Here is a 24,302-nt window from a genome sequence, read left to right as displayed (position 1 = left end):
GCGGCGAACGTTAACAGTCGGCCTCGCGTGCGACCAGAAATCAAGGGGGTTGGCCGGGACCGGGGCCGGGGTGTCTACTTGAGGCATGCGAGCCGTCTGGAAGGGGGCGGTCACATTCGGCCTCGTCAATGTGCCCGTCAAGCTGTACAGCGCCACTGAGGACCACGACGTGTCACTGCACCAGGTGCACGACGAGGACGGTGGGCGCATCCGCTACCAACGCAAGTGCGAGGTCTGCGGCAAGGTCGTCGACTACAAGAACATCGACAAGGCGTACGACGACGGCGAGCGCACCGTCGTCATCACCGACGAGGACCTGAAGGCGCTGCCCGCCGAGCGCAGCCGCGAGATCGAGGTCGTGGAGTTCGTGCCGACCGACCAGATCGACCCGATCATGTACGACCGCAGCTACTACCTCGAACCCGACTCCGCATCGTCGAAGGCGTACGTGCTGCTGCGCCGCACGCTCGAGTCGACCGACCGCACGGCCATCGTGCAGATGGCGCTCCGGCAGAAGACCCGGCTCGCGGCGCTGCGCGTGCACGGCGACGTGCTCATGGTGCAGACCCTCCTCTGGAGCGACGAGGTGCGCGCCGCCGACTTCCCGTCACTCGACGAGCCCGTGAAGATCTCGTCGAAGGAGCTCGACCTGTCGCGGCAGCTCGTCGAGAGCCTCGTCTCCGACTTCGAGCCCGAGCAGTTCGTGGACGAGTACCAGCAGGAGCTGCGAACGCTCATCGCGGCCAAGCTCGAGCAGGGCGAAGCGCTCGACACGGCGGCGACGTTCGGCGAGCAGCCCGAGGAGGTGGGCGGCGAGGTCATCGACCTCATGGAGGCGCTGCGCCAGTCGATCGCCGCCAAGCGCGAGGGCGGTGGCGGCGCCGGCACGGCGAAGGGTGCCGCGAAGGCCGGGACCGCATCGGCCGGGTCGAAGGGCAGGTCATCGGGGTCGAAGGCCTCCGGCACCGGCGACGGCACGAAGAAGAAGGCCCCTGCGAAGAAGAAGGCCGCCTCATGACGACGGCGCGCGGCATCAGTCGATCGGATGCCGCGCGCCGCACTCGTGGGATGTGGCTCAGCCCTCGGCGTCAGCCGTGCACGCGCTGCTGACCTCAGCCGCAGCCTCCTGGATCGCCGTCTGGTGCTCGGCGACGGCCTCGGCGTCGACCTCGGCCTCGGGATCGGTCGGCAGTGTCTCGGCAAAGGCAGCCGCCTCGTCGAGTGCCCCGACCAGCGCCTCGGCGGAGTCGGCGACGTCCTCGTTCTCGTCGCCGAGTGCGGCGGCACGCTCGCTGTAGCCCTCGAGCGCCGACTGGACGTCGCTCGGGTCGCCACCCGCCGCGAGCGCGTTCTGCGCGCCGTTGGAGATGTCGCGCGCCTCGGTACGCACTGTCTCGCACGCGTCGCCCGACGCATCGCCGTTCCCGCCGCCGGCGGCGCAACCCGACAGCAGCAGGGCGCCGGCGAAGACGAGCGCGGCAGACATCTTGATTCGTTGCATTTGCATATACTCCCTGTGATCTGGTGTTTTCCGAGCCTATCGGGCGACCACCGACATCCGCCGCCGACATCCTGCCACCCTGGGCACGTCCGCCCACCACCGCCCGTGAGCGGGGGCACGCATGTCGACGCCGGGCGCGTCAAGGGGCTGCGATCGCAGGCGGACCGACCTAGGCTCGGCGTCATGAGCACGCAGGACGAGACGGCTTCGCCGCGCAATCCGGAGTCGAAGCCCGGCGAGCCGAAACCGCTCAGCGACACGGAGCAGACCCGCAGGGACGTGAGCTACAGCCCCGCCGGTGAGGCCGAGACGGCGGCGAAGCAGGCGGACCCGGTGCCCGAGGAGGTCGACCGCTGAGCGCGCCGGATGCCGCGAAGCGTCGCGCCGCGGTGATCTACAACCCGGTCAAGGTCGACGTCGACGAGCTCCGCGCCGCCGTCGCGGCCGAGCCCGGCACCGAGGGCTGGGCGGAGACACGGTGGTTCGCGACGACCGAGGAGGACCCGGGCACCGGACAGGCCCACCGGGCCCTCGAGGACGGTGCGGATCTCGTCATCGCCGCGGGCGGTGACGGCACCGTGCGCGCCGTCGCCCAGGTGATCGCCGGCTCGGCGGCCTCGCTCGCCCTGCTGCCCTCCGGCACCGGGAACCTGCTCGCGCGGAACCTCGACCTCACGCTCGACGACCTCGCGAACTCCATCCACGTCGCGTTCACGGGTAGCGATCGGAAGATCGACCTCGCGTGGGCCGACATCCGCCGGGAAGACGGTCGGGTCGAGCGCCGGGCCTTCCTGGTGATGGCGGGGCTCGGACTCGACGCCAAGATGCTGTCGCACACCGACGAGGATCTGAAGGCGAAGGTCGGATGGCTCGCCTACGTCGACGCCATCCGCAAGGCGCTCAGGGACAAGAACCGACTGCGCATGCGGTACCGCCTCGACGGGCACGGCACCCGAGCGGTCTCGGCGCACACCCTCATCATCGGCAACTGCGGCTCGCTGCCCGCCAACATCCTCCTGCTGCCCGACGCCGCGATCGACGACGGACGATTCGAGGCCGTGTTCCTGCGCCCCGAGAGCGCGTGGGGCTGGCTGCAGATCTTCGTCAAGGTCATCTGGGAGAACGGCGTGCTGCGCCGCACCAAGGTCGGCCGCAAGCTCGTGAGCCGGGATGTGGACGCGCTGCGCTACATCAAGGGTCGCCGGATCGACGTCGTGCTGAGCCGCCCCGAGGAGCTCGAGCTCGACGGCGACGGCTTCGGGCGCACGAAGGCGTTCCGCACCTGGGTCGAGGCCGGTGGCCTCGCCGTGCGGGTGCCCGCCGAAGGGCAATAGCGGTCGAGCGGATGCCGCGGCTCAGCGCTCGCGGTTCTGCTCACCCAAGCAGTACCTTCGACCCTGTGGTCGGTGCGGTGGGACAGTTGGATCGCCGTGAGGAGCCGCCGGTTCCTTTGACGCAGGACTGGAGACCATCGTGATCGATCCGCATCTCAGAGACAGCGCGTTGCGGAGGCTCGTGTTCTGGGCGCTCGTCTCGGTCACCGTCTTCAACGCGGTGTCCGCGATCGGCGGCGGGGTCGCCATCCTCGCCACGGACGGACTCGGGATGCCGATGTCGATGCTGGCGTCCTGGCGTCGGGGCCCTTCACGTCGTTCACCTGGCCTGCAGTGATCCTGATCGTCGCGGTCGGCGGCAGCCAGTTGCTCGCGGCGGGACTCCGAGCCGGTCGAACTGCTGCTCGGCCGGTCGAACTGCTGCTCGGTCTCTGCCACGATCTCCGTCCAACGAGTCCCGTCGGTCACATCCTGCCGCAGGCCGACCGCCGTCCCCCGGCGGAGGTCGCCATCGCCACGGTCTCGTCGAGTCCGGTCTCGTCCACATCCGTGCCGAGCACCTTCGCCCCCTCCCGGGCGAGGCGCAGCACATCTGCACGTCCCATCCCGTTGGCGGCTCCGGTGATGATCGCTACCCTGCCGGCGAGTCAATCGCCCATTCCAGTCTCCTTCGTCATCCTGTCTCCTTTCGGCTTCCTGTGACTTCCGACCCCGGCGTCAGACGGATACCAATGCCGGCTTCAGGCTGAAGCCCTTGTAGTTGGATGCCTCCAACTCGGCGAGCACGCCACGGTAGGCGGCCAAGCCCGCGAGGTAGAACAACACGGTGTGCTTCTTTCCGGGGATGTTGGCGCCGAAGATCCACGAGTCCGTCTTCGGGAAGAGCGTGAAGTCGGCGATGGTCCGGCACGTCTCGGTCCACTCGTCTTCGGCGGCCTGCGTGGCCTCGATGACGACTTGGTCCTTCTCCGCCTTCTGGATCAGCTCGGTGATGAACTCCACCTGCACCTCGATAGTCGGCACCAGATTCGTGAAGGGACCATTCGGGCCGAGGATCATGAACAGGTTCGGGAAGCCCGCGGTCGCGACGCCGAGATAACTCGTCGGGGCGTCCGACCAGTGCTCGTCGATCGTCTCGCCGCCGCGGCCGACGATGTCCATCCGCCGGTAATTGCCGTCAACCGCGTCGAAGCCCGTGGCGAAGACGAGCACGTCGAGTTCGTGCTCGGCGCCGTCCGCGGTCTTCACACCGGTCGGGGTGATCTCCACGATCGGGTTCTCGAGGACGGAGACGAGCTCGACGTTGTCCTGGTTGTACACGTCGAAGTAGTTGTTGTTGCACAACGGGCGCTTCGCATACGGCAGCGTCGGGGTGAGCAGGCGGCGCTTCTCGGGATCCTCGACGATCTGCGCGATCTTCCGGCGGATGAAGTCCGCGGCGTACTCGTTCGCCTCAGCACTGACCGCTAGGTCGTTGAAGGTGCCGAACATGAAGTAGAAGCCGTTGCCGCGGTTCCAGGCATCCTCGAAGATCTGCTCCCGCTGTTCGGGGGTGACGTCCGTGGTGGCGATCGCCGACTCCTCGAATCCGAACGCGACGTTCGAGTTGCGCACCTGGTTCCAGATCTCCGGCCAGCGCGTCTTGTACTCAGCCACCTCCTCGGGGGTGACCGGTCCGTTGCCCGCCGGCACGCTGTACTGCGGATTGCGCTGGAACACGGTGAGGTGCTCCACCTGCTTGGACGCGGCGACGATGAACTGCGTGCCGGTCGAGCCGGTGCCGATGACGCCGACGCGCTTGCCATGCAGATCGAGGTCGTCCGGCCACTCAGCGGTGTGCACGATCCTGCCCTGGAAGGCGTCCTTGCCGGGGATGTCGGGGATGTTCACCGCAGCGAGCAGGCCAAGCGCAGTCACGACGTACCGCGCGGTCCAGGTCTCACCGTTCTTCGAGCCGACCGTCCAGGTGTCGTTCTGTTCGTTGTAGATGAGCGAGGTGATCTCCGTGTTCAGCTGGATGTCCTTGCGCAGGTCCCACCGGTCAACGACGGCATCGATGTAGCGGAGGATGTCGGGCTGGTGGATGTACTTGTGATCCCAGCTCCAATCCTGGAGGAACTCCTCGTCCCACGAGTAGCGGTAGTAGGGGCTCTCGGTGTCGGACATCGCGCCCGGGTACCTGTTCCACCACCAGGTGCCGCCGATGCCCGGGCCCTTCTCGAAGACGCGCACGTTCATGCCGAGATCGTCGCGCAGGGTGTGCAGCTGATAGATGCCACCGAACCCTGCGCCGATGACGATGGCGTCGTAGTCGACGTTGTTCGTAGTCATTGTGTACTCCTTCTGCTGACGTTCGAAGTGTTCTTCTGCTGACGTTCGAGGTGTTCGGGCGATCAGGCGTTGAGCCACTTGCCGATGGTCACGAGCTCTGCGTCGACCTCCGGATCCCGGCCCGCGAGGAACGGGTAGACGTGCTGCTGACCCTCCGCGATGTTGAGGGTGACGTCGACGCCGGCCGCCTTCGCTTTCTCCGCCAGGTGCTTGGCGTTGTCGACCAGGCTCTCGACCGAGCCGGCCGTGATGTACAGCGGCGGGTATCCCTTGAAGTCCGCGTACAGCGGGTTCGCCAGGGGAGCGGTCGGGCTGACGCTGTCGCCGAGGACCCCGGCGATCATCCCTTCGAGGAGCGGAGTAGAGATGAGCGCATCGGTCAGGTCGTTCGTCTCGAGGCTCTCGAGCTTGTTCTCCATGTCGAGCCACGGCGAGAACGCGATGACGTGGCCGGGGAGCGGGAGTCCGTTCTCGCGGAGCGCCAGCGGGATCGCCACCGCAAGGTTGCCGCCGGCGGAGTCGCCGGCGGTGGCGATGTGCTCAGGCTTGATGCCCCGGTCGAGCAGCGCCCGAACCACGGAGACGCCGTCCTCGACTTGGGCGGGGTGCGGGTGCTCGGGAGCCCTCCGGTAGTCGGCCACGAAGGCGGTCCAGCCGGCCGCCTTGGCGAGGTGACCGGCGAGCTTGCGGTGGCTGGAGGCGGATCCGACGGCGAACCCGCCACCGTGCGTGAAGACCACGACCTTGTCGGCGTCGGCCCCGATCGGCAGCGCCCAGATGCCGGGCACCCCGCCGACCACCTCCTCCTTGTACGTGACCCCTTCGGGCTCGACCGTCGGCTGGTGCCACTCGTCGAAGATCGACCGGAACAGACGCGTGTCCAGTTCCTTCGTAGCCATCAGGTTCGACCAGTCGAGGTAGAGGTCGCGCAGTGCGCTCTCCTTCACGGCGCTTTCCTTCACGGCGCTGTCCTTCACGGCGGTCATCAGAACTCCTTTGTCGTAATGCCTATCTCTGAGTGCGCTGTCGCACCGAGCACGAGTCACTGTACGAGCCGCCCGACGGTGCGGTGCGTTCCGAAATGGAACACTCCCGATCTGCGCCCCGGCTTTCCGTCGTCTGGCCTTGATTCTGTTGCGAGCGCGAGAGAACCGATGCGCACAGTGCATCAAAGGCGCTTGCATTCGGTATCTATGAGGGCCCAATCGTGGTGCACCATAGTTGGAAAGCACGACGAAGTGCGGGAGCAGGTTCACGTATCATGTCCATCGCAGAGGCGCACACCGCAGCCGAGGTCCAGGCTGCGAGACAGGAACTCCTGAGTTCTGGGCGGAACATCACGTCCCTGATCACGCGGCAACGTCGCGTTCGCGCCACGATCGAACGAAGCTGGCGTCGCTCCATCATGACCGCAGAGCCGTCAGCCCCCGCGAGATTCGTGATCGAAAGCGACGCGACAGAGCCGCTGCTCCGCGCAGCGCTCCCGGTCCTCGAACACTGGCTCCCCAGCCTTGAAGACTCTTCGGTCGCGCTGTTCCTGTCCGATCGCACCGGGCGGATCGTCGCTCGACGAGTGGGGGACCGCGCCCACGCCCGTCGCCTCGACAAGGCATTGGCGGCGGAAGGCTTCGACTTCTCTGAGGTGGCGCTCGGCACGAATGGCCTGGGGACCGCGATCGAGGAGCGCGCTGCAGTCCTGGTGCGCGGCGCGGAGCACTTCAATGACGCGTTGCAGTCCCTGGCGTGCGCCGGTGCCCCCATCCTCGACCTTTCGACCGGGCGGGTCCTGGGCTCGGTCTCCGTCGCCGCACCGGCGAGCACTGCGTCGCAGATCATGCTGACCGTCGCGCGTCAGGCGGCTCGCCAGATCGAGCAGGAGTATGTCGACCACACCATGCCGACGCACCTCCGCGCGGTACTCGACCTCATGTTGCGCAACGCCGTGCAGCGGCCGACCCTCGTCATCAGTCGAGACGGCATTTTCAGCAGCATCGGAGGACTCCCACTCGTCTCACCCGAGAACCATGTCCTGATCTGGGAGCATCTGCGGGCCTGCGACTGGTCGCTCGGCGACCACCCGATCAGTGTCGCCGGCAGAAAGGGCGTCGCCCACCGGATCGGCGACCCGCATGGTGTCCACGCCTACATCGTCGAGTTCGACGATTGCGAGCCCCCGACGCTGGCGGGCGGCGATTCGACCGGCAGCGCCCGACCGAGTGCCGTGGAGCAGAGGCACCCCGCCGAATCCGACTCGGCGACGGCGCTGCGAGACGACCCGGAGCGGATCGCGGTGATGATTCGAGCATTTCGCGAGTCGTGTGGCATCACGCTGAGTCCCGCCACCATGCAGGCGCTCCTCCGATGGGATTGGCCCGGGGGCGTCGCCGAACTCGAGGAGCTTCTCAACCGGCTGGCTCGAGAGTTCCCGATCGGCACCATCCCGCTGTCGGCGCTCCCCGAGGCGATGCGCCTTCGAGGAACGCCGATGAGCGGGATCGCCGCCGCCGAACGCCGAGCGATCGAGACCGCGCTACGGGTCACCGATGGGAATCGGGCGAAGGCTGCCGGACTGCTCGGCATCGGACGCACGACCCTCTGGCGGAAGATGCGGGCCTATGGGATCGACGAGCGGCAGTACCTCGCCGATTGAGAGTGTCGCCGGCGATTGAGGGTGTCGACGACCTGAACCGAAAGGTCCGAGCGGGAATCTGTTGACGGCCATGTGAAACTGCCCGTGGGCGGTCAGCTCGACGCCGTCGAGTGCGGCCAGCACCGTCAGCGCATCGTTGACCAACGCCGACACCAGCGCGTCCCGGGCGGCCGGGTCGTCGAGGATCGTGGAATCGATCGCCCGCCGCCGCCTGCCACTCACGGCACCCGACTCGGTGATCACCGTGGTCACCGCGTCGAAGATGCGGTACGGGCGGTCGCTGGCCGCGAGCCGGCGCCGCCAATACGTCAACACCGACGGGTGGAACGCGGACTGCGTCACCGCGAACCCGCACGCCGCCTTCCAACGCCTTGTCGTTCAACGCACCAAGGTGATACGTACCGGGCGTATAGGCGAAGGACGCCCCGATGGGGTACTCGTTCTCCCAGACTGCCGTCCTGCAGCCTTGGTACCCGCGCATCGACGAGGCCCGGTCATTCCAGCCCACGCCGCTCAGAGACGTGTACCCGTAGGCATAACCAGTCGTGCACCCTTCGGGAATACCCGTGAACACGAGCGTGCCGCCGCCATAGTTGATGTCGTCGTAGAGGATCCCAACGACCGTGGCGAGGATCCCGACATTGGATCGCGCGGCGTCGTCGGGCTGCTCGAACGGCACACCCGCGATCACCGTTCCGTCAGGAGCGGAGATCTGAACTCCGAACTCGTCACGAACGGCCGCGACGAGATCCACGCCCTCCGCCACACACCGTTCCGCAGACGCGGAACGTGCGGCATCCATCGATCCCGTTCAGAACGAGCAGCGCGCGCCTCGGGCTCCCGGTCTACCCGCCCGCGTCACTGAGGGATGGGGTCGAATGGGATCCCGCCGATGTCACGCCCCTCGTTACCGACGACTCGCGGATCGCAGGAGTCGAAGCGGCAGTGTGGTGCGAGACAGTCACCGACCGCGACGACCTCGAACTCCTCCTTATGCCGCGACTCGCAGGTGCCGCAGAGAAGGCGTGGGGGCCGCGTGGCGACACAAGCTGGGACGACTACTCACAGCGACTCGCAGCGCAAAGCAGAGCGTGGGACCGCCGCGGATGGAACTGGTTCCAGTCCGTCGAGGTGGAGTGGCCGATCCCCGCGGTCACCTCGGACGCCCGCCTGCTCCAGACGATTACGGTTTCAGCGTTCGACGGTGGCGGTCTCAGCGTTCGGCGACAGCACGATCCGGCCCCGCACCTCACCCGAAATGAGCTTGGAGAGCGAAGCGGCGACCGATTCGCGATCCAGGGTACCCGGCTGAATCGGGATGCTCGGCAGCTGTCCCCCGCGCGCCAGTGCAAGCATCTCCCTCAGGTCCTGAAGGTCGCCGAGATAGCTCCCCAACACCGAGAGCATCTTGATCGTCGCGACGACGGTCGGCACCTTCAGCTCGCCGCCGAAGAGGCCGACGAGTATCAGTCGCCCTCCCTTGCCGAGCACGTCGAGCGCGGAGTTCGCCGTGGTCGAGCTCCCGACGAAGTCGATGACGCCGCTCGCGGGTCCGCCGATCGCCGCGAGGATCGCTTCTGCGGGGTTCTCCCCGGTCGCCAGCACCGTCGTGGTCGCTCCGAGCCCGCGCGCCGCCTCCAGATTGGCGGGATTGACGTCCACCGCGACGATGCTCCGATGCCCACGAGCGCTGAGCGTCGCGATCGCCATGAGGCCGACACCGCCGGCACCGATCACGACGATGGGGTCCGTGGGCTCGCGAGCGTCAAGGGCCTTGGTCGTGGCACTGTATGCCGTCACTCCCGAGCATGCGAGGGTCGCGGCCAGGGCAGGTTCGACCCCATCGAAATCCAAGAGGTACTTCTCATCGGGAACGCTGACGAGTTCCGCGTAGCCGCCGGGCCTCGCGACCCCGATGGCGGCGGGGCGGGCGCAGAGCGGATCGTGGCCCGCGAGGCAGTGGATGCATTCGCCGCAGCCGATCCATGGGTAGACGAGCCGAAGATCCCCGATCGCGCAACCGACCACCTCCTCGCCGACCGCGACCACCCGTCCGACGATCTCGTGGCCCATCGTGATGGGGAAGTTGATGCCGCGGTCCGCCAATCTCAGGAGGGAGCCGTTGCCGAGGTTGTAGCCGCCTTCGCGGATGTGGGTGTCCGAGTGACACACCCCGGCGTGAGTCACCTCGAGCACGACGGCCCGACCGGTCGGCGGCGGAACATCGACCTCGATGGTCGTGATCGGTCCGTTCTCCTCCAGGACGGCGTAAGCGTTGGCCGACATTTCGGCTCCTCTCAGTCGACCGAGGTGGTCGAGGCGAAGGCGATGTACTGCTCCTCCATGAACTCGAGGATGGACTCCGGGCCGCCCTCGCGACCCAGCCCCGAAGACTTGACCCCCCCGAACGGCGAGGCGGGCTCGGTCACGCCGACGCGGTTGAGGCCGACGACGCCACTCTCGAGCGCGCCCGCGACAGCGAGACCGCGTGCGACGTCGGTGGTGAAGACGAAGGCGGCAAGACCGAAGGAGGTGTCGTTGGCGAACGCGATCGCGTCGGCCGCAGAGTCCACGCGATAGGTGACCGCGACGGGCCCGAAGATCTCCTCGTGGGCAAGGGGGTCATCGGGGCTCGCAGCCTCGAGCACGGCCGCGTGCATGAAGCTTCCGGGACCCTCGACAGCCTCGCCGCCGTGCAGGAGCTTCGAACCGGCGGCGCGCGACCTGGCGACCGAGTCGATGATCCGGTCACGCTCCCGGCGGTTGATGACCGGGCCGAGGTCGGTCTCGGGATCGAGCCCGTGACCCATCCGCAGCTGCTTGACACGTTCGACGAATCGTTCACCGAATTCGTCCGCGACGCTTCGCTGGACGATGAAGCGGTTCGTGGCGACGCAGACCTGCCCGCTGTTCCGGAACTTGGACCCGATGGCATGCTCTACCGCGAGATCGAGGTCGGCGTCGTCGAGCACGATGAATGGGCCGTTGCCACCCAGCTCCATCGAGGTCGAGATGATGTTGTGGGCGGACTGGGCGATGAGCGTCCGGCCGACTTCGGTCGAGCCCGTGAAGCTGACCTTCCTCAGCCGCTCGTCGGCCATGAGCGCCCGAGAGAGACCGGAGGAGTCCGAGGTGTGGATGAGGTTGATGACGCCGTGCGGGAAGCCCGCCCCTTCGACCGCCTCCACAAGCAGCGCACTCGTCAGGGGGGTCAGGGCGGCAGACTTGACGATGATCGTGCACCCGGCCGCGAGGGCCGCGGCCATCTTCCGCAATGGTGTGAGGGCTGGGAAGTTCCAGGGCGAGATGAGCAGGCTCGGTCCGATGGGCTTTCGGTTGGTGATGACCGTGAACGACCCGTCGGAGGACGGCGCGTAGGTGCCGCGATGCTGGCCGGTCTGGCCCCCGTACCAGGTCCAGTACTGGATCGCTGCGTCGATCTCGACGTTGGCCTGGGCCAGGGGCTTCCCGCTCTCCAGCACCATCGTTCGGGCGATGTTGTCACGGGCGGCCAGGAGGCGGGCCTCGGCTTCACGGAACAGGCGAGATCGCTCCACATCCGAAACGGCTGCCCACGCCGGCTGACTCGCCGCTGCGGCATCCAGCGCGGCGAGCCCATCCGCAGGAGATCCGTCGGCGACCACGCCGACGACCGTATCGGTGGCGGGATCCCGCACTTCGATGACGCTGCCCGTCGCCTGCCAGCGACCGTCGATGAGCAGCTCCGGCCTCGGCTCCGCGCCAGGGACGAATGTGAACCCCGCGTGCTTGCCCGTCGCGCCCGGTGCTTGCATGACCGTCATCAGAATCCTCCTTGATTCCCGACCGAGGTTGCCTGCCAGTCGAGTGCTTCGCGTCTCACCGATTGAATCACCGGCTCTTTGCGCCGTCCAATACCTAATGGATGGACGATCGATGCCCATGCTGCATGAATATTCGGGCGCACGTTCATCACGCCTGCTTGCGCAGGACCTCGGCGCGCTTCAGGATGCGGTTCGCGCGCTCGACCACGGGCGGATCGACCATCCGGCCTTCGAGGCTCGCGGCTCCGTCGACTCCGGCGTCGACGACGGCGCGAGCCCACCGGATGCTCTCTTCGGAGGGTGTGAACGCGGCCGCCACGCCCGCGAGTTGCGCCGGATGGATGCACAGTTTTCCTCCGAACCCGAAGTGCCGAGCCAGTCGAGCGGACTCGAGGACGAGCGATGCGTTGCGGATCTCGGGGCTCGGGGAGTCCAGGGGCGCCGCCACGTTCGCGGCGCGACTGGCGACGACCAGGTGCGAACGCGCGTAGTCCAGGTACCGATCACCGTCGCCTGCGTCGATGTCGAGCACGAAGTCGATCGCACCGAACGCGAGACGCGACACGCTGGCCACACTCGCCAGTTCGAAGCAGTTCCTCAGCCCGAGCGCGGTCTCGGCCAGAGGGACGATCGGCACTTCGGCGGGAAGACGCTGGGCCAGCGCGGCGAGCTCGCCCGCATGCTCCGCCTTGGGCACCATGACCCCGACCAAACCGTTGCCGGGGTCGGCCGAGAGCGCGACGAGGGCAGCCACCTCGCGGTCGAAAGACGTCGAACCCATGGCGTTGATCCGCACCATCGCCCGAACCGGGATCGAGTCACCGCCTCTCAGTGCGACCACGACGGCATCGAGGGCGCGTGTCTTGTCGACAATCGGGACGGCATCCTCGAGGTCGATGATCACCAGGTCGGCACCCGCGGCGACCGCCTTCTCGAACCGCTCCGGCCGATTGCCCGGCACGAACAGGGCCGTGACCGCCTGGGCCACCGGGTGCGTTCCGGCGATCGCCGTGCCGCGCGCGCCGTCTCTCAACGGTGCTCCTCGACGAGGAGGCGGAGTTGTTCGGCCACGCACACGGGACGGGTCGAGCCCTCGCGCTCCACGGTGTGCTCGATGAGTGCGAGATGACCTCGATCCGACGCAGTGACCCGGATGACACGCACGCCGACCCTGATCCGGGAACCGGCCAGCACGGGAGCGGGAAATCGCACTCTCTCGAGTCCGTAGTTGACGGCCATCGCCAGCCCACTCACCCGGTATACCTGAGCCGCCAGGGCGGGCACCATGGCTAGCACCAGGAATCCATGCGCGATCGTACCTCCATACGGGCCGCGGGCCGCTCGTTCCGTGTCGACGTGAATCCATTGCCGGTCGCCGGTCACGTCCGCGAACGCCTGGATCCGATCCTGGGTGACCGGCGTCCACTCGCTACGGCCGAGCTCCTCGCCCTCGACCTCCCTGAGTCCGGCGATCCCGTCGATCTCACGCATCGTCACTCACCTTCCTGGCTGACCGAGTCCATTCGTCTGGTGGGACGTTCAGCGCAGATAGAGCCTCACCGTGTCGATCTCTTCCCGGAGCAGCCGGATGCTCTCGTCGCTCGGAGGCATGGTCACGCGCACGTCATCGGCGACCTTCAGATCCCATCCCGTCGCGGCCCTGACCTCGTCCACCGAGACCCCCTCGTGCACCGAGATCAGCTCGAGTTCAGCGAAGGCCGACGGTCGCTCCAGGGTGCCGAGCGGCGTGATGACCGTCGAGACGCCCATGCCCCTGTGCGGGAGTCCCAGACCGCTCGCGCACGCGCGCACGGGACTCGGTGAGGTGCAGAAGTCGAGCTCCGCCGGAAAGGAACCGTGATCGTGCCTCCGCATGATCACGAACACCTCGGCCGCATTCATCATGATCTCCGGGGCACCGCCCGCCCCCGGGAGCCGCACCCGCGGCGAACGCGCATCACCGATGAAGCTGGTATTGAGCGAACCGAAACGGTCGATCTGGGCGGCACCGAGGAATCCCACATCGATGTGCCCGCCCTGAAGGACGTAACCGAACAGCGCCTGCATGGAGAGCACCGCCTCCGCGCCGGCGACGATGACGGCATCGCCGATGCTTTCCGGCATGCTCGTGGGGTGCGCCGCGCAGACCCCCGACTCGTACACGAGCTCCACGTCGGGGTTGACGGTGCGCTGGGCGAGGTCGACCGCCAGCGTGGGCAGACCGACGCCTGCGAAGACACGTCGCTTGCCCGCGAGAGCCCTGGCCGCGACCGAGACGATCAGCTCGGTCGACGTCGCGGTGTAGCCCGAAACCTCCGCCACTGGCTGGCCCATGATGCTCACCTGCTGCTCCCGTAGTTGACGACACCTGAGGGCCGGTCACTGACCGCGAGCGCGGCCCACTTCTCCGGCCCCAGCTTCTCGGCGTAGTCGTCACTGTCCTTCAGGTCGTAGACCCAGTCTTGGAGCCATTGGCGCAGTCGCTCCGGCTCGTGGCTGATCGCCGTCCACTCGCGATAGAACTCCCCGTCGCGGTCGTACCCGCCCTGCACATAGGAGGGGTGCGCGCCTCTGCGCGACAGCACTACCGCGTCCACCACATGGGCGGGCACGATCGTGCGGTTGGGGTCGGCGCGCACCACCGCGCCGTCGACGATCTCCTCGACCACGACGATGGTGCGCGTCGCCGCGTAAGCCGCCTCCTGCTGGGCACCGAGCACCCCCCACATCTGCGTGTTCCCGGAGCGATCCGCCCGCTGGGCGTGGATGATCGTGACGTCGGGATTGAGCGCAGGAACGACGTAGACCGTCCCCTCGCCGTAGGGATTGTCGACGACCTTCAGCAAGGGATTGAGGTCGGGCATGTCGCTGCCGGAATAGGAGCGAAGCGGCGCGAACGGCATCCCGCTCGCCCCGGCGTGATAGCGGCTCACCATGCCGTAGTGGCTGTACTCTTCGACTTCGAGCGCTTCGGGCACGAGGGACTCGACTCGCCGCCGAATCTCGTACAGCGAACCCGCGGATCCGCTCGCAAAGAACGAGGCGACCAGCTTGGAGACGCAGCCGGCCGCGATCAGTTGGTCGCTGATGATGTCTGGAGTCATCCGGCAGAGGGTCAGATCGCGCTTCTGCTGCCGGATGATCTCGTGTGCAGCGGAGTAGGGGATGAGGTGGGTGAATCCCTCGAGCGCGACCGTCATCCCGTCGCTGACGAAACGACGGATCGCCTCGGTCATGCTCAGAACCTTGTCGTGACTCATCTGCGCTCCATCGGACGGGACTCGCCACAACTATGGTTCACGGCATTCTTACAAGTCCAATACCTATTCAGACGACCATTCATCCGTTGCGGACATTACCGCGCGATTGCGCCGTCTCGGCGTCAGGCAGGGTCCGGCCCTGGTTCGAGCAGTGCCGTCTCGGAGACCCTGAGGATCTCCTTCAGCAGGGCGCTGTCGTCCCCACGGCGCCACACCAATCTCAGGTCGAGGGGCGGAGGCGAGTCGCGCAGTGGGCGGAACACCACCCCTGGATTGGCCATGCTGGCTGCAACGGACGCCAGTGTGAGCGAGCAGCCGACCTCCGCCGCGACGAGCGCCATGACCGACCACGAGTCCGGTGCGCTCTGCACGATGCGGGGGTAGAAGCCTGCGTCGTCGGCGATCTTGATGAGCGCATCGCGGAGCACCGAGCCGGGTTCGGCCGGGAGCGTCACCCACGCGTCGCCGGCAAGGTCCTCCATCCGAATCGATTCCTCACCCGCGAGGGGATGGTCGTTGGGCACGGCGATCAGCATCTGCTCTTGCGCGATCACCCGCGAGTCGACGCCCGGCGTAGGCGACATCCATCGGACCATCGCAACGTCCAACGTCTTGTCGAGCACCTTGTTGAGCGACTCGCGCGCGTACGCCGAGCTGTGCAGCTCGAATTCCACCCCCGGATGATGCTCGCGCACGCGCTTGACCAAGCGACCGACATAGAGATGCGATGACGCGCCGGCGAAGCCGATGCGGATCCGGCCGGTCAGCCCGCGACCGGCGGAGGCGACCGCCAGTTCGGCCAGGCGGCAGGAGTTGAGCACCTCGCGTGCGGGGCCCAGCAGCGCCTCCCCCGCCGGAGTCAACCGCACGCTCCGGGTGTTCCTGTCGAAGAGGGTGGCACCGAGATCTCGCTCCAGCTGACGGATCGTGCGGCTCAGGGGCGGTTGCGCGATGTGGAGGCGCTGAGCGGCACGGCCGAAATGCAACTCCTCCGCTACGGCCAGAAAGGAGTTGAGCTGGTGGATCTCCATCCCATTATTTTAGAACGAGGAACAATCGGCGCGATACTGTATGGCTCAGCGGAACAAAGTTCTCGGATCGGTCGCTACATCCGGTCGCTACATATGACGGCCGCCGGTGACCTCGAGCACGGCGCCGGTCATATAGCTCGACATGTCACTGGCGAGGAACAGGGCGACCTGGGCAACCTCCGAGGGATCCCCCACTCGACCGAGGGGGATCTCCGCCAGGCGGGCGGCGAGGATGTCGTCACGCATCCCCTCGGTCATGGGGGTGCGGATGAGCCCGGGCTGGATCGCGTTGACGCGGACGCCGGCGAAGCCGACCTCCTTCGCTGCGGCCTTGGTGAGCCCGACGATTCCCGCCTTCGCGGCGCTGTAGTTGGTCTGGCCGAGCAGCCCGACCTTGCCCGAGATGGACGACATGTTGATGATCGAGCCTCCGGAATCCTGGTCGCGCATCACTGCGCTCGCCGCCCTCGTTCCCAGCCACGTACCCTTCAGGTGCACGCTGATGACGTCGTCGAACTGCGCCTCGGTCATCTTGCGCATCGTCGCATCGCGCGTGATGCCCGCGTTGTTGACGAGCACGTCGACCGAACCGAACGACGCGATCGCGGTGGTGATGAGCGCGTCGATGTCACCCGCGTCGGCAACGTCGCAGCGCACGCCGATCGTGCTCCCCCCGATCATCTTCGATGCCCGATCCGCCGCCGAGGCATCGAGGTCACCGATGACGACGCGGGAGCCCTCGCCGGCGAACACCTCGGCGATCGCGAATCCGATCCCCTGCGCCGCCCCCGTGATGATGCTGGTCCGCCCCTCGAGCAAGCCCATGTTCACGCCTTTCATTGATCGACCGTCGACTGACGGAGTCTCACCGTCTCTCGCCGACCTGCTCCTGGAGGTCGGCGATCTCCCCGAGCACCGATGCCGTGTCGGCGCCGAGAACGGGTGCCGGCATCGCGGATGGCACGGAACTGACCGAATACGCCAGCGGGATCCGGGGGGCGAGGATGTCGCCCAGACCCGGTTGCACCACAGTGGAGAACATGGGGTTGTCGATGGAGCACCGAGGATCTTCCCGCACGAGCTGTTCGAAGGTCTGATACAGCCCGTGCAGCACCCTGCCGGAAGCCAGTGCAGCCAGGATCTCGGACGCGGGACGCGACGCGAACCACGGCCTGAGCACCGCGGTGATCGCCTCTCGCGCGGCGAAGCGCCCCGCCTCGGTCTCGAGATCCACCTCGAGCATCGGCCCGATCATCGCGAGCTTCTCGGTCAGGCCGGTCGCAGAACACAGGGCATGCCATTGGCGGTTCGAGATGGCGACGACCATGATCCTGCGGCCGTCTGCCGTCTCGAAGTCCTGCCCGTACGCGCCGTAGATGGAGTTGCCCAGCGGACCCCTCGACCTCCCGTTGGTCTGCACCTCCGCAATGTAGCCGAGGTTGCCGACCGTGGCGAGCATCACGTCGGAGAGCGCGAGCGTCACATGCTGTCCCGCTCCCGTGCGCGAGCGCACGTACTCCGCTGACAGGATGCCCGTCGCGACGTAGAGAGCCGCGATGACGTCCCACGCCGGGAGCACGTGGTTGACCGGCTCCCCGCCCCGCCCCGTGACCGCCGGAAAGCCGCTTGAGGCGTTGACGGTGTAGTCGACCGCGGGAGAGCCGTCGGGGTTTCCCGTCAACGAGAGCATGATGAGGTCCTCGCGGGCCGCGGTGAGCCTCTCGTAACTCAGCCACCCGCGGGCGGGGAGGTTGGTGACGACGATCCCCGCGGAGGCGATGAGGGAGCTGGCGATCGCCTGACCCTCCGGACTCTTGAGGTCGAGCGTGACCGATCGCTTCCCCTTGTTGAGGCTTGCCCAGTAGATGGAATCGCCCGCCCCGGTCACCGGCCAGCGCGAGAAGTCGATGTTGCCCCCGACCGGATCGATACGGATGACCTCGGCACCCAGCTGCGCGAGGGTCATCGCGCCGAGCGGCACGGCCACGAAGGCCGAGACCTCGACGATCCGCACTCCCGCCAAGGGGCCGATCGCCATCAGACGACCTCGAACACGGCGGCCATGCCCTGCCCGCCGCCGATGCACATGGTCTCGAGGGCGAGCCCGCCGCCGCGGCGGTGCAGTTCGTGGATGGCGGTGGTCATCATGCGCACGCCGGTCGCTCCGACCGGGTGGCCCAGGGAGATGCCGGAGCCGTTGACGTTGAGGCGTTCGGGGTCGTTCCAGTCCCACGCCTCGAGCACCGCGAGCACCTGGCAGGCGAAGGCCTCATTGAGTTCGACCAGGTCGACGTCGTCGAAGGTGAGCCCGGTCTTGCGGAAGAGCCGCTCGACCGCGGGCACGGGCCCGATCCCCATCTCCGCGGGCTCACAACCCACCGCCGTCCAGCCGTTGAGGAATGCCATGGGCTCCAACCCGAACTCGTCGAGCTTGTCCTCTGCGACCACGAGGCATGCGGCGGCGGCATCATTCTGCTGGCTGGCATTGCCCGCCGTCACCGTTCCCCCTGGGATGATCGGCTGCAGTCGGGAGAGCGCCTCGATCGACGAGTCGCCGCGAACGCCTTCGTCACGGGTGAACGGGACGGGTTCGCCTCGACGCTGCGGCACGAGCACGGGCACGATCTCGTCATCGAAGGCGCCTCGCCCCCAGGCGCTCGCGGCTCGCTCGTGACTGCGAAGGGCGTAGGCGTCGGCGTCCTCGCGGGTGATGCCGTAGCGAGTCGCAAGGTTCTCGGCCGTCTCGATCATCCCGGAGATGTAGCCGAATCGCTCGACCGGTTGCGAGCGCTCCCGGCCCCGGTCCAGGCGGTCGTACATCGTGACAGAGCCCGCGCGGGCTCCCCAGCGTGTGTCGGTCGAGTAGTACTCGATGTTGCTCATGCTCTCCACCCCGCCGGCGAGCACGACATCCGCTGCCCCGGTCTGGACCATCATGGCCGCGGTTGCGATGGCCTGAAGCCCGCCTCCGCACCGGCGATCCAACTGCATTCCCGCCGTGTGGATCGGCAGGCCCGCCTGGAGCGCCACCCATCGGCCGACGCATGGGGTCTCACTGTTCGCGTATGACTGGGCGAACACCACATCCTCGATGAGCTCCGGATCGATGCCGCTCCGATCGACGACAGCTCGCGCGACCGTCGCGCCGAGATCCTCGACTGCCACGGACTTGAGACCCTTGCCGTAGACGCCGACGGGCGTCCGTACCGGCGAGATGATCGCTGCTCTCTTCATCATCGTTCGTCTCTCGTGTCGGGCGGCGCTCATGCCCCGCGGAACTCCACTGCCGCCGTGACGGCCATGTGGCCCTGGGAGTCGACGGCCGCGAGTTCGGCACGTCCCGCGCCGGCGCTTCTTCCGCACAGCTGGATCAGCTGGTTGGCGAAGAGCGGGCGCTTGGCCGCGAACTCGAAGCGAGTCTCCTCCTGGCCGGGATTGTGTTGCGCGAAGGCATCCAGCAACAGCGTGGCCACGAGGGGCCCTTGCACCACGAGGCCGGGGTATCCCTCCGTGCCCGTCGCATAGGGAAGGTCGTAGTGGATGCGGTGCGCGTTGAAGGTGAGCGCCGAGTAGCGGAACAGCATGACTTCGGTCGGCAGGCAGGAACGCACCCACCCCCATCCCTCGAGCGCGGGCTGCGCCACGGCCGGGGACGGTGGCGGGGAGCCCGTGGCTGCCTCCCGGTAGACGAGGGACTGATGCTCGGTCAGAGCGAGGACCTCGTCGGCGAACACGTCGTGGCGAAGCACGATGAAACACAGCCGGCCGGACTTCCCCTGCTTGAATGCGATCGAGTCGATCGTGCTCGTGCGCCGGAGGTCCTGGCCGGTACGAATGGCAGAGCGGAACTCGATACGGCTGCCCGCCCACATCCGCCGAGGCAGGGGTACAGGCGGCAGGAATCCGCCCAGGGCCGGATGTCCGTCCTCCCCGAGCCCGCTCTGTCGCTCCGTCGGGTTGAAGTGAAGCCAGTGACTCAGCGGAACGTGTCGGTCGCCTTCCGAGCCGGCCGGGTGATCCAGCAGCGCGAAGAGCCCTCTGATGGATGACCGAGCCGCCGTATCGGTTGCGACCTCGCTCTTGCCGACCCACGCACTGAAGTCGATGTCCGCCTCCACCGGCGTCGCAGTCTCAGTCATGGCACTCCCCTGTGAAGGTCATCGCGCCTCATGATGGCAGAGCAGATTGGTTCAGGTCCAATACCTAATACGGAAGGTTTTGCTGCTGTTCTACTCATGAATCTACTCATGAATCGTCGCCGATTGAGACGGGTATCACTGTCGGCACATCCCAGTATTGGACGCCGCGACATCCGCTCCTCGAAGATGAAGAAGCCACGACGCGGCTGCTGGTCGTCAACGGTTCAACCTCAGCGGATTCCTCCGCACACCGCCGCCGGCCAACGCACGGCACCGATGAAGGAGCGCCCATGGACACCGAAGACCTCGAGCAGATCCTCGATGCGGTCCGATCGTTCGTCCGCGACGAGGTGGTGCCGCGCGAGGGCGAGATCGAGGAGACCGACGCCATTCCGGACGAGCTTCGCATCGAGGCGGCGAAGATGGGCCTGTTCGGCTGGGCGATTCCCGAGGAGTTCGGCGGACTCGGCCTCAACGCGGTGGAGGACGCCCGGCTCGCGTTCGAGTTGGGCTACACGACACCCTCGTTCCGATCGCTCTTCGGCACCAACAACGGCATCGCCGGTCAGGTTCTGGTCAACTACGGCACCGATGAGCAGAAACACCACTGGCTGCCGCGGATCGCCTCGGGGGAAGTGATCACCTCATTCGCACTCACCGAGGTCGAAGCCGGTTCCGACCCCAGCGGGATCCGCACCTCTGCCCGAAGGGACCCCGACGGCTACGTCATCAACGGTTCGAAGCGGTTCATCACCAATGCCGCCCTGGCACACCTGCTCATCGTCTTCGCGCGAACCGACCCGGAGGCGAAGGGCACCAAGGGCATCTCCGCATTCCTCGTCGACACGGATGCCGCGGGGGTCACCATCGGCCCGCACGACAGGAAGATGGGTCAGGAAGGCGCTTGGACCTCCGAGGTGTTCTTCGACGACGTCAAGGTCGGGGCCGACCGTCTTGTCGGCGGCGCCGAAGAGGTCGGCTTTCGTGCAGCGATGGCATCTCTGGCCAAGGGGCGCCTGCATATCGCCGCGATCTGCGTCGGACAGGCGCAGAGAATCCTCGACGAGTCGGTCGCCTACGCGGCGCAGGCCAAGCAGGGCGGACATGCGATCGCCACCTTCCAGCTGGTGCAGGCGATGCTGGCGGACTCGTACACCGAACTGCTCGCCGCGCGGGAACTCGTACTGGGCGTGGCACAGCGCTACGACAGCGGCGAGGATCGCAAGCTCGGGCCGTCGGCGGCAAAGCTCTTCAGCAGCGAGATGCTCGGCAGGGTCGCCGACCGCGGGGTCCAGGTGCATGGGGGGACGGGCTACATGCGCAGCGTCGCCGTCGAGCGCTTCTACCGTGCCGCTCGCCTGTTCCGGATCTACGAGGGCACGAGCGAGATACAGCGGCTCGTCATCGCGCGGCAGCTGCTCGGCACGCGCTGACCGGTGCGCCCCGGGGCGGTTGGTCCGCGCCACTGACACCTCCCGATTCATGTTCAGATTGATAGGGGTGCTTGGGTGTTCAGGTATTGGACCATTACTAATCTCTCTGGGAGCATCGAAAGACCGAAACCTGTCCGCGAGTGACAGGCACGCGCGGTGGAATCGCAGTCACGGACTGCACCGATGTCCGGGTTCCCAGTGGAGGCGACCGATCATATGCAACATCTCAACGAAGAGGAAGTCTTGCTGGTGGACACCGTCCGCCAGTTCGTCGATCGGGAGGTGATGCCGTCCGTCCGCGACGTCGAGCACGCGAACGAGTACCCCGAACAGTGGATCGATCAGATGAAGCAGATCGGGGTGTACGGCCTTGCGATTCCAGAGGAGTTCGGCGGAGCGCCGGTATCCATGCCCTGCTACGTGCAGGTCACCGAAGAGCTGGCTCGTGGATGGATGAGCCTCGCGGGAGCGATGGGCGGCCACACCGTGGTCGCCAAACTCATCCTCACCTTCGGCACCGACGACCAGAAGCAGAAATACCTCCCCGCCATGGCCACGGGGGAGTTGCGCGCGACCATGGCCTTGACCGAGCCGGGCGGCGGTTCCGACCTCCAGGCGATGGCGACGGTCGCGGTCGCGGACGGCGACGATCTCGTCGTCAACGGATCGAAGACCTGGATCACCAACGCACGCCGCTCGGGGCTCATCGCCCTCCTCTGCAAGACGGACCCGAAGGCCGAACCCCGCCATGCCGGGATGTCGATCCTTCTCGCGGAGCAGGGTCCCGGTCTTGTCGTCTCCCGTGATCTTCCCAAGCTCGGCTACAAGGGTGTCGAGTCATGCGAGGTATCCCTCGAGGACTATCGGGTGCCGGCTGCCGCGATCCTCGGCGGCGTTCCCGGCCGCGGGTTCGCGCAGATGATGAAGGGCCTCGAGACCGGTCGCCTTCAGGTCGCGGCGCGCTCTCTCGGGGTGGCTGCGGCCGCCCTGGAGGATTCACTCGCCTACGCTCAGGACCGCGAGACTTTTGGCAAGCCGATCTGGAAGCATCAGTCCATCGGCAACTATCTCGCGGACATGGCGACGAAGCTCACCGCCGCCCGCCAGCTGACCAGGTTCGCCGCCGAAAAGTTCGAGAGCGGCGAGCGATGCGACATGGAGGCCGGGATGGCGAAGCTGTTCGCCTCCGAGGTCGCGATGGAGATCGCCCTGAACGCGATCCGAGTTCACGGTGGCTACGGGTACTCGACCGAATACAACGTCGAACGCTACTTCCGAGATGCCCCGCTGATGATCGTCGGAGAAGGAACGAACGAGATCCAGCGGAACATCATCGCGGCGCAGCTCGTGGCGCGCGGACGCCTCTGACCCGGGTTACGGAGCCGTCGGCCGACGCATCCGAGCCGTTCGGGCGCGGCACCTCGTGCCGAGAGCTTGGAGCTCGGAGCGTCCGCTGGGATGTCGAAGGCGAGGGCCACCTGCCGGGCGAGCTCGAGCCCGGCGAGTGGTCGGTGCTGCTCGGGCTGTACCGGCGGCCCCCGGAGCCGATCGAGGTCACGGTCACGATAACGATCCCGGCCGAGTCGGCGATCCCACCCGAGGCGACCGCCGTCCCGCGCCCGGACACACCGCGCGCGAGCCTGCGCACACTCCCCGCACCACCCGGCACACGCTGGCTCGCTGGCGACTTCCACGCCCACTCGACGCACTCCGACGGCGAGCAGTCCCTCGCCGAGCTCGCGGCCCTCGCGGCCGGCAACGGGCTCGACTTCCTCGCCGTGACCGGCGGAGTGGGCGCGCGTCGACTCGCATTGCGGCGGCACGACCCGTGCAATGGTGACTCGAGATCAAAACGGCGAGACGACGGGTGCTGAACGCGGTGGCTGGGCCGCCTCAATACGAGATGCGTGCGCCGTCGCGACGTCACAGAACGGCCGAGCGGACTGTCTCGTGTGTAGGTCCCGCAGTCAGTGCATCGCCGGGGCCGAAAGGGGAGACCATGAGAATCGCCCGGCCCCGCACCACCGTGCGGTGCATGAGTTCCGCGACGCGGCCGAGCACGGTGACGCTGAGCGGCTTGCGTCGCTCCTGGATCCCGGCGTCGCCGTCGTCGTCGTCGCAGGCGATCGGGAACATCCCGCGATCAGGGTCGTGCGAGGCATCCACGACGCGCTGACCCTGCTCATGCACGGAATGGCGGCCAAGCCCGGCCTCGTCATCGACGAGCGCTCCGTCAACGCCCAGACCGGGCTCATCCTCAGCCGCGACGACGAGCCGATCGCGGCCATGACCGTCGACTTCACCGGGGGCCTGATCAGCATGGTGTGGATACGGCTGCGTCCGGAGAAGCTGCGCCACTGGAACGAGGTGTGACGGGTCGCGGGACCTGGCAGCGAGGCAGGATGCCGCGGCCCGAACTCAACCAGGAACGCTCGGGACGAACTCGGCCTTCGGGTCGACGATACGAGTTCCGTGCGGGCACGTATGGCCCTCGATCCCAGGGTTTTCAAGGGATCGCGGGCCACCCACAACCGCGGAGACGGAGGGATTTGAACCCCGCCTGGGCGGGGTTGCTCGGGCGTGGTCGGGGGTGTTCACATTGATACGACGCGGTTCGCGGTCACTTTCGTGGAGGTTCAGGTACGCCTACGGGGATTCAGTTGTTCGCAGATTCTTCGCACGTGACCCGGGCGCATCAGCGTTGAAATCGAGTCGGTGAGTATTCGGACCTCTGAGCGCCGCGGGATATTCACTCTCAGCGCCGCTCGATATCCCCTTTCAGCGCCGTCCGGTATTGTCGGTGAGCGCCGCCCCTCCGCG

Annotated in this window: 24 protein-coding genes and 2 pseudogenes; 10 read left to right on the top strand and 16 right to left on the bottom strand. The window is 67.1% G+C overall.

The features are described 5' to 3' along the window. The first annotated feature begins 85 nt into the window (after positions 1-85). The gene (gene ku, locus IEX31_RS12335; RefSeq protein WP_188743734.1) at positions 86-1,018 is read left to right on the top strand and encodes a non-homologous end joining protein Ku; all 933 of its coding nucleotides are present in this window, start codon (positions 86-88) and stop codon (positions 1,016-1,018) included. 57 nt (positions 1,019-1,075) lie between these two features. Here the strand turns inward: ku and IEX31_RS12330 are convergent, their stop codons facing one another. After that, complete coding sequence (locus IEX31_RS12330; RefSeq protein WP_188743733.1) at positions 1,076-1,501, bottom strand: hypothetical protein; 426 nt, start codon at positions 1,499-1,501, stop codon at positions 1,076-1,078. Positions 1,502-1,684: 183 nt separating this feature from the next. On the opposite strand from IEX31_RS12330, the gene IEX31_RS12325 reads away from it, so the two are divergent. The 3 genes from IEX31_RS12325 to IEX31_RS12315 all read left to right on the top strand — a co-directional run bounded on the left by IEX31_RS12325 (position 1,685) and on the right by IEX31_RS12315 (position 3,172). Further along, positions 1,685-1,858, top strand: coding sequence for a hypothetical protein (locus IEX31_RS12325; RefSeq protein ID WP_188743732.1), 174 nt, complete (start codon positions 1,685-1,687; stop codon positions 1,856-1,858). Positions 1,859-1,890: 32 nt separating this feature from the next. Further along, positions 1,891-2,835 carry a diacylglycerol/lipid kinase family protein gene (locus tag IEX31_RS12320; protein WP_229662326.1) on the top strand — a complete coding sequence of 315 codons (945 nt, stop codon included), beginning with the start codon at positions 1,891-1,893 and terminating at the stop codon, positions 2,833-2,835. Positions 2,836-2,974: 139 nt separating this feature from the next. Continuing rightward, on the top strand, positions 2,975-3,172 hold the full coding sequence (locus IEX31_RS12315) for a hypothetical protein (RefSeq protein WP_188743731.1): 198 nt from the start codon (positions 2,975-2,977) through the stop codon (positions 3,170-3,172). A 127-nt stretch (positions 3,173-3,299) separates the two neighbouring features. Here IEX31_RS12315 and IEX31_RS12310 read toward each other — a convergent pair whose 3' ends face one another. The 3 genes from IEX31_RS12310 to IEX31_RS12300 all read right to left on the bottom strand — a co-directional run bounded on the left by IEX31_RS12310 (position 3,300) and on the right by IEX31_RS12300 (position 6,152). Further along, the gene (locus IEX31_RS12310) at positions 3,300-3,440 is read right to left on the bottom strand and encodes a hypothetical protein (protein WP_188743730.1); all 141 of its coding nucleotides are present in this window, start codon (positions 3,438-3,440) and stop codon (positions 3,300-3,302) included. Positions 3,441-3,552: 112 nt separating this feature from the next. Continuing rightward, the gene (locus tag IEX31_RS12305; RefSeq protein ID WP_188743729.1) at positions 3,553-5,166 is read right to left on the bottom strand and encodes a flavin-containing monooxygenase; all 1,614 of its coding nucleotides are present in this window, start codon (positions 5,164-5,166) and stop codon (positions 3,553-3,555) included. 62 nt (positions 5,167-5,228) lie between these two features. Next, the gene (locus IEX31_RS12300; protein ID WP_188743728.1) at positions 5,229-6,152 is read right to left on the bottom strand and encodes an alpha/beta hydrolase; all 924 of its coding nucleotides are present in this window, start codon (positions 6,150-6,152) and stop codon (positions 5,229-5,231) included. 275 nt (positions 6,153-6,427) lie between these two features. Here IEX31_RS12300 and IEX31_RS12295 point away from each other — a divergent pair, with 275 nt between their 5' ends. Beyond that, a complete protein-coding gene (locus tag IEX31_RS12295) occupies positions 6,428-7,816 on the top strand; it encodes a helix-turn-helix domain-containing protein (protein ID WP_505579044.1) in 1,389 nt (462 codons plus the stop codon). A 138-nt stretch (positions 7,817-7,954) separates the two neighbouring features. Here IEX31_RS12295 and IEX31_RS18940 read toward each other — a convergent pair. Next, a pseudogene (locus IEX31_RS18940) lies at positions 7,955-8,185 on the bottom strand (IS5/IS1182 family transposase); the annotation flags it as partial. A gap of 420 nt (positions 8,186-8,605) precedes the next feature. Here IEX31_RS18940 and IEX31_RS19610 point away from each other — a divergent pair. Further along, positions 8,606-8,836: pseudogene (locus tag IEX31_RS19610) on the top strand (family 20 glycosylhydrolase); the annotation flags it as partial. Positions 8,837-9,007: 171 nt separating this feature from the next. On the opposite strand, the gene IEX31_RS12280 reads toward IEX31_RS19610, so the two are convergent. The 11 genes from IEX31_RS12280 to IEX31_RS12230 all read right to left on the bottom strand — a co-directional run bounded on the left by IEX31_RS12280 (position 9,008) and on the right by IEX31_RS12230 (position 20,049). Further along, positions 9,008-10,102 (bottom strand): alcohol dehydrogenase, encoded by a 1,095-nt coding sequence (locus IEX31_RS12280; protein WP_188743725.1) that lies wholly within the window; start codon positions 10,100-10,102, stop codon positions 9,008-9,010. Between the two features lie 11 nt (positions 10,103-10,113). After that, positions 10,114-11,619: an aldehyde dehydrogenase family protein gene (locus tag IEX31_RS12275; RefSeq protein ID WP_188743724.1), complete on the bottom strand. Its 1,506-nt coding sequence runs from the start codon at positions 11,617-11,619 to the stop codon at positions 10,114-10,116. Positions 11,620-11,767: 148 nt separating this feature from the next. Further along, positions 11,768-12,652 (bottom strand): HpcH/HpaI aldolase/citrate lyase family protein, encoded by an 885-nt coding sequence (locus IEX31_RS12270; RefSeq protein ID WP_188743723.1) that lies wholly within the window; start codon positions 12,650-12,652, stop codon positions 11,768-11,770. Next, a complete protein-coding gene (locus tag IEX31_RS12265) occupies positions 12,649-13,110 on the bottom strand; it encodes a MaoC family dehydratase (protein WP_188743722.1) in 462 nt (153 codons plus the stop codon). The genes IEX31_RS12270 and IEX31_RS12265 overlap by 4 nt, the downstream gene beginning before the upstream one ends. A gap of 48 nt (positions 13,111-13,158) precedes the next feature. After that, positions 13,159-13,953: a CoA-transferase subunit beta gene (locus IEX31_RS12260; protein WP_188743721.1), complete on the bottom strand. Its 795-nt coding sequence runs from the start codon at positions 13,951-13,953 to the stop codon at positions 13,159-13,161. Positions 13,954-13,958: 5 nt separating this feature from the next. Beyond that, positions 13,959-14,855 carry a CoA transferase subunit A gene (locus tag IEX31_RS12255; RefSeq protein ID WP_229662325.1) on the bottom strand — a complete coding sequence of 299 codons (897 nt, stop codon included), beginning with the start codon at positions 14,853-14,855 and terminating at the stop codon, positions 13,959-13,961. 146 nt (positions 14,856-15,001) lie between these two features. Further along, a complete protein-coding gene (locus IEX31_RS12250; protein ID WP_188743719.1) occupies positions 15,002-15,910 on the bottom strand; it encodes a LysR substrate-binding domain-containing protein in 909 nt (302 codons plus the stop codon). An 87-nt stretch (positions 15,911-15,997) separates the two neighbouring features. Next, the gene (gene fabG / locus IEX31_RS12245) at positions 15,998-16,735 is read right to left on the bottom strand and encodes a 3-oxoacyl-ACP reductase FabG (protein WP_188743718.1); all 738 of its coding nucleotides are present in this window, start codon (positions 16,733-16,735) and stop codon (positions 15,998-16,000) included. Between the two features lie 40 nt (positions 16,736-16,775). Then, on the bottom strand, positions 16,776-17,948 hold the full coding sequence (locus tag IEX31_RS12240; RefSeq protein ID WP_188743717.1) for a CoA transferase: 1,173 nt from the start codon (positions 17,946-17,948) through the stop codon (positions 16,776-16,778). Further along, the gene (locus IEX31_RS12235; protein ID WP_188743716.1) at positions 17,948-19,144 is read right to left on the bottom strand and encodes an acetyl-CoA C-acetyltransferase; all 1,197 of its coding nucleotides are present in this window, start codon (positions 19,142-19,144) and stop codon (positions 17,948-17,950) included. Before IEX31_RS12235 ends, IEX31_RS12240 begins: the two co-directional genes overlap by 1 nt. 29 nt (positions 19,145-19,173) lie before the next feature. Next, positions 19,174-20,049 carry an HTD2 family dehydratase gene (locus IEX31_RS12230; RefSeq protein ID WP_188743715.1) on the bottom strand — a complete coding sequence of 292 codons (876 nt, stop codon included), beginning with the start codon at positions 20,047-20,049 and terminating at the stop codon, positions 19,174-19,176. 290 nt (positions 20,050-20,339) lie between these two features. Here IEX31_RS12230 and IEX31_RS12225 point away from each other — a divergent pair, with 290 nt between their 5' ends. The 4 genes from IEX31_RS12225 (at position 20,340) to IEX31_RS12210 (ending at position 23,855) form a co-directional block, all read left to right on the top strand. Next, on the top strand, positions 20,340-21,482 hold the full coding sequence (locus IEX31_RS12225; RefSeq protein ID WP_188743714.1) for an acyl-CoA dehydrogenase family protein: 1,143 nt from the start codon (positions 20,340-20,342) through the stop codon (positions 21,480-21,482). A gap of 198 nt (positions 21,483-21,680) precedes the next feature. After that, the gene (locus IEX31_RS12220; protein WP_229662324.1) at positions 21,681-22,850 is read left to right on the top strand and encodes an acyl-CoA dehydrogenase family protein; all 1,170 of its coding nucleotides are present in this window, start codon (positions 21,681-21,683) and stop codon (positions 22,848-22,850) included. Between the two features lie 143 nt (positions 22,851-22,993). Further along, positions 22,994-23,356 carry a hypothetical protein gene (locus IEX31_RS12215; protein WP_188743713.1) on the top strand — a complete coding sequence of 121 codons (363 nt, stop codon included), beginning with the start codon at positions 22,994-22,996 and terminating at the stop codon, positions 23,354-23,356. A gap of 157 nt (positions 23,357-23,513) precedes the next feature. Continuing rightward, entirely contained in the window at positions 23,514-23,855 is a 342-nt protein-coding gene (locus IEX31_RS12210; RefSeq protein WP_188743712.1) for a sigma-70 family RNA polymerase sigma factor family protein, read from the top strand. Positions 23,856-24,302 lie beyond the last annotated feature (447 nt).

It is taken from the genome of Agromyces bauzanensis, assembly GCF_014645655.1.
Classification (GTDB): domain Bacteria; phylum Actinomycetota; class Actinomycetes; order Actinomycetales; family Microbacteriaceae; genus Agromyces; species Agromyces bauzanensis.
This window is presented reverse-complemented; position numbering and strand designations above follow the sequence as displayed.